The following is a 4,011-nucleotide window of genomic DNA, read 5'->3' on the forward strand; positions in this document are numbered from 1 at the left end:
AGCGACCGAGCCGATTCGGCGCATGATGTTCTGTCGCCCTTGTGGCTCGATCATGCGTACGGCCAGATCGGCCTCACCGCTGTCGAGCGAAGCGATGTGCGAACTCGCGGATAGCACGATTTCCAGGCCCGGATGCGCGGCGCGCAGGTCGCGCAAGGCGGGAATGATGATTTCACTGACGAGCACCGGCGGCGCCGTCAGCCTGACGCGGCCGGTCAGCGTGCCCCGCGTGGCGTGAACGAGGCGCTCGATGCGGTGCGCCTGCTGCTCCATGTCCAGGGCGATTTCGGCGATCTCCCGCCCCTTGTCGGTCAGCGGCGTGGCACGGGCGAGCCGGCGCACCAGCTTGTGACCGACGCTTCCCTCGAGCGCGGCGAGCCGGCGCGACACGGTGGCGTGGTTCACACCCAGCGCGCGCGCCGCGCCGGCCAGCGAACCCTCCCGGTGCAGCACCGCCAGAACATGAAGATCGCGCCAATCCATCTGATCATTTTTGCACAGATGACGTGTCGATATACCGAATTCTCAGCAGAGAATCTGCCTGCAAGAATCCTTCGACCACGTCAGACTGGAGCGAAATCATGATCCCGACCCTTCCTCTCGGAACTGCCGGCCCGACGCTGCCCGCGCTTGGCCTGGGCTGCATGGGCATGTCCGAATTCTACGGCGAGACCGATGACGACCGGTCACTGGCCGTGCTCCGGCGTGCCTATGAGCTGGGCGTGCGGATGTTCGACACCGCCGACATGTATGGCAATGGTCACAATGAAGAACTGCTGGCCCGCTTCCTGAAAGAGGGCGGTAGCGACGCCTTCATCGCTACCAAGTTCGGTATTCGCAAGGCACCCGGCGAATACGCCCGCACCATCGACAACAGCCCGGACTATATCCGGCGGGCGTGTGAAGCGTCCTTAAGGCGTCTCGGCGTCGAGCGGCTCGACCTCTACTACGTCCACCGCGCCGAGGCGGGGCGGTCGATCGAGGAAACCATGGAGGTGCTTTCCGGGCTGGTGCAGGCGGGCAAGATCGGGCATATCGGCCTCAGCGAGGTCTCCGTCGAAACCCTGCGCCGCGCCCATGCGGTTCACCCGGTGGCGGCCGTGCAAAGCGAATACTCGCTGACCACCCGCGACATGGAGACCGGGGTGCTTCCCGCCTGCCGTGAACTGGGGATCGCGTTTGTCGCCTACAGCCCACTGGGGCGTGGACTGCTGTCGGGCACGATGAATTGCGGCGATCTGGCCGAGAACGACTTCCGCCGCAACGCGCCGCGCTTTGCCGACGGGGCGCTGGAGGCGAACGTCGCGCGTCTCGGTACGCTGCGACACATCGCCGACCGGCGAGAGGCGACGCCTTCGCAGGTCGCGCTCGCCTGGGTGCTGGCCAAGGGCGTGTTTGCCATTCCGGGCACCAAGCGGGTGGCCTATCTCGAAGAGAATATCGCCGCTACCGACGTTCACCTTACCGCCGATGATCTGACCGAGCTGGATCGCGCCTATGCTCCAGGCAGCTTTACGGGGGATCGCTACACCGCCGAGGGCATGAAGGGTATTGACGCGTGAGCACAGTGGCAGACAGTCCGGATCAGGACGCGGCGGCCGGACGCCACGCGATGCAGGCCATTACCGGCGAGGCGATGGACGGCATTCTCGCCTCCGTCGGCAGTCATTCCCCGCAGCTCGCGGGCAACCTCGTTACCCATGCCTTCGGGTCGGTGATCGCCGACCCGAAGGCATGGGCCTGGTTGCGCGGGAGCTCGCGACCGTCGCCATGCTCGGCGCAATGGGCGGATGAGAGGGCCAGCTGCGCACCCATATCGGGTTCGCACTCGATTGCGGCCTCGCGCCCGAGAAGATCATCGCCGGTGCCGAACACGTCTCGGTCTATGCCGGTTATCCACGTGCGCTGACCATGCTGCGGATCGCACGCGAGGTGCTGAATGATCGCGGAGTGGCGCTTCCGGTCGCCCGGCCTTTCCACCTGCACGATCATACGACACGCCTGTTCGACAGCGGCGGCGATGGTCCGCCCCTGGTGCTGCTCCATGCGCTCAGCCTGGACTGGCGGATGTGGTCCCGCGTCATTCCACTGCTCACGCCGCGTTACCGGGTTATCGCCTACGACCTGCGCGGATTTGGCGGGCTGTCGCTCGGCGGGTCGATCGCGCTGGAGCTGGCGCTCCGGCGGCCCGACCTGGTCACGGACCTGACGGTAATCGCGGCGACGGCATGGCCTTCCCCCGCTTTCGAGGAACGCCCCCGGGCCGCCGAAACGGCGGGCATGGAGGCCTAGGTCATTCCCAGCCTTACGCGATGGTTCCGCACCAGCGCCGTGGAAATCGTGGTCTGTCCCCGATTTTCCGTTTAGGCCTGGTCTCAGCGGCCAATTCTGAGGCGCACCGCACCGGAAAATCGCTCCACTGCACCCCTGGTTAACCATTCCGCCCCGAAGTTTGCTTCATGAACTGGAGAAGCGGTTACTAGATGACTTATTTTCCACGAGCTATATCGATTTATTGTTGCATATACCCATCCGCCGTGGAAATCGTGGTCTGTCCCCAACCCCCTCCCAATCCCGCTGCCCCCAACCCCCAACATTACAACCTCCTAAACTCTTTATAATTGCCATTCCACCAGTCAATCCATGCATCATGCAGAATTTGCCCTTCAATAGATGCCTTTGGGTCGTACTTTGCAAATCCTTTCAATTGCTTTTCTATACAGGGTATGAATATGGAATGATAAGCCTCCGGCAATTTCGGATGCAATTTATAAAGTGTACCATCACTTACCAACTTTGCTTCTTTAAGTGCGATCGATAACTTATTGATATAAGTATTTCGTTCGTCTTCACTAAATGAACCAACAATAGAATTGCCACCAGTGATCTCCTTTAGATATCTATCAGCATTAAAGTACAATTCCTGTGCCCGCTTAAAGTTTTTTACTTCATTCTTAACCTTTGCAGTATTGGGGTCTTCACTACATGCACCGCCTAATATTAGGAAAATTAGCGCGACTAGCAGAAACAGATTTTGACGAAGCCTGTTCATTTTAATACCATATGCGTCATTATTGGGTCTTAACGCCGAACTAAAGGACACCCATGAAGCGCAGCGGGGTGGGCATCCATTTTGAGCGCCGTGTTATGCGATTTTGCCGTAGACTCAACTTACTGCTGCTCACGAATATCACCTTGCTGAAGCCCAATGTTCGAAATCTTTGTGAAATCATCAAAGCCACAGTTTTCACAGTGAAGATGAAAAGCTAGCGTGAAGCCTTCTGTGGCTTTCTTTTCATAAAATTCGTTGTATTCGTTTTCTTCTTTATGAACCCTCACCTCATACTCCAAAACCCTTAATATTTGTTTTCCTTCACATTTTGGACAAAGGAAATAAAAGTAGTCAGTAAGGCATGTTTCACCTTTCAATTTTCCTTCCGTGACATCATCGGAGCCGTGATACGCCTTACCTTTGTTGAACTTTGTCTTTGCCATTAGTCATGACTCCTTTATGCGCATAACAGTGATTAGATCGCGCACGAATATCGGATAAACGTGCGCGCGTGATATCACGGTTTCCTACGTGTTGAATATAGCTCGTATCCCCCTGTAAGGACAGAGGTTCCTATTCGGCTCGGGACTTCGCGCCGTGATATGCCGCTCGCAGTTTAGGCCGGGAGCAATATACGGGTATCGGGAGGCGAACGAGTCGGAGCAAGGTGCGACAGGCTAGACGTTGTCACCTAAGACAACGACCAGTCGCGAATGTAGGTCGGAGTGCCATCAGCGCCGGCAAACGGGGAACACTCCGCCGGGTGTTCCCCGTAGGACTCAGATCAGTGCGGACTAGAACGCGTCCCCGGGCACCCGCACCCAGCCCTCCATGAGCACCCGCGCGCTGCGGCTCATGATGGCCTTTTCCACGGTCCAGGCGCCGTCCACCTGCCGTGCCTCGGCGCCGACGCGGAGGGTGCCGCTGGGGTGGCCGAAGTGGACGGCGCTGCGGTCGTC

7 protein-coding genes are annotated in these 4,011 nt (G+C 58.9%); 2 read left to right on the forward strand and 5 right to left on the reverse strand.

Annotation, left to right across the window (positions count from 1 at the left end; all coding sequences use genetic code 11):
* Positions 1-483 (reverse strand): LysR family transcriptional regulator (locus G7A99_RS24885; RefSeq protein ID WP_205599797.1); only part of this gene is annotated, 483 nt, incomplete at its 3' end.
* Positions 484-581: 98 nt separating this feature from the next.
* On the opposite strand from G7A99_RS24885, the gene G7A99_RS10135 reads away from it, so the two are divergent.
* Entirely contained in the window at positions 582-1,562 is a 981-nt protein-coding gene (locus G7A99_RS10135; RefSeq protein ID WP_163139934.1) for an aldo/keto reductase, read from the forward strand.
* A gap of 103 nt (positions 1,563-1,665) precedes the next feature.
* Here G7A99_RS10135 and G7A99_RS10140 read toward each other — a convergent pair whose 3' ends face one another.
* Positions 1,666-2,046, reverse strand: a complete 381-nt coding sequence (locus tag G7A99_RS10140) for a hypothetical protein (protein WP_163139936.1) — start codon at positions 2,044-2,046, stop codon at positions 1,666-1,668.
* On the opposite strand from G7A99_RS10140, the gene G7A99_RS10145 reads away from it, so the two are divergent.
* Complete coding sequence (locus tag G7A99_RS10145) at positions 2,035-2,292, forward strand: alpha/beta fold hydrolase (protein ID WP_163139938.1); 258 nt, start codon at positions 2,035-2,037, stop codon at positions 2,290-2,292. The genes G7A99_RS10140 and G7A99_RS10145 overlap by 12 nt on opposite strands.
* 304 nt (positions 2,293-2,596) lie before the next feature.
* On the opposite strand, the gene G7A99_RS10150 is transcribed toward G7A99_RS10145, so the two are convergent.
* The 3 genes from G7A99_RS10150 to G7A99_RS10160 all read right to left on the reverse strand — a co-directional run.
* A complete protein-coding gene (locus G7A99_RS10150; protein ID WP_163139939.1) occupies positions 2,597-3,052 on the reverse strand; it encodes a hypothetical protein in 456 nt (151 codons plus the stop codon).
* Between the two features lie 119 nt (positions 3,053-3,171).
* Entirely contained in the window at positions 3,172-3,495 is a 324-nt protein-coding gene (locus G7A99_RS10155; protein ID WP_163139941.1) for a hypothetical protein, read from the reverse strand.
* Positions 3,496-3,846: 351 nt separating this feature from the next.
* The coding region (locus G7A99_RS10160) for a 2-methylaconitate cis-trans isomerase PrpF family protein (protein ID WP_240466232.1) at positions 3,847-4,011 on the reverse strand (165 nt) is incomplete at its 5' end.

The organism is Arhodomonas sp. KWT (assembly GCF_010993615.1).

What these genes read in the sequence shown, in the direction of transcription:
- G7A99_RS10135 (WP_163139934.1), top strand. Translation starts at nt 582, where the DNA reads ATGATCCCGACCCTTCCTCTCGGAACTGCCGGCCCGACGCTGCCCGCG.
- G7A99_RS10140 (WP_163139936.1), bottom strand. Translation starts at nt 2,046, where the DNA reads ATGGAGCAGCACCAGGGGCGGACCATCGCCGCCGCTGTCGAACAGGCG.
- G7A99_RS10150 (WP_163139939.1), bottom strand. Translation starts at nt 3,052, where the DNA reads ATGAACAGGCTTCGTCAAAATCTGTTTCTGCTAGTCGCGCTAATTTTC.
- G7A99_RS10155 (WP_163139941.1), bottom strand. Translation starts at nt 3,495, where the DNA reads ATGGCAAAGACAAAGTTCAACAAAGGTAAGGCGTATCACGGCTCCGAT.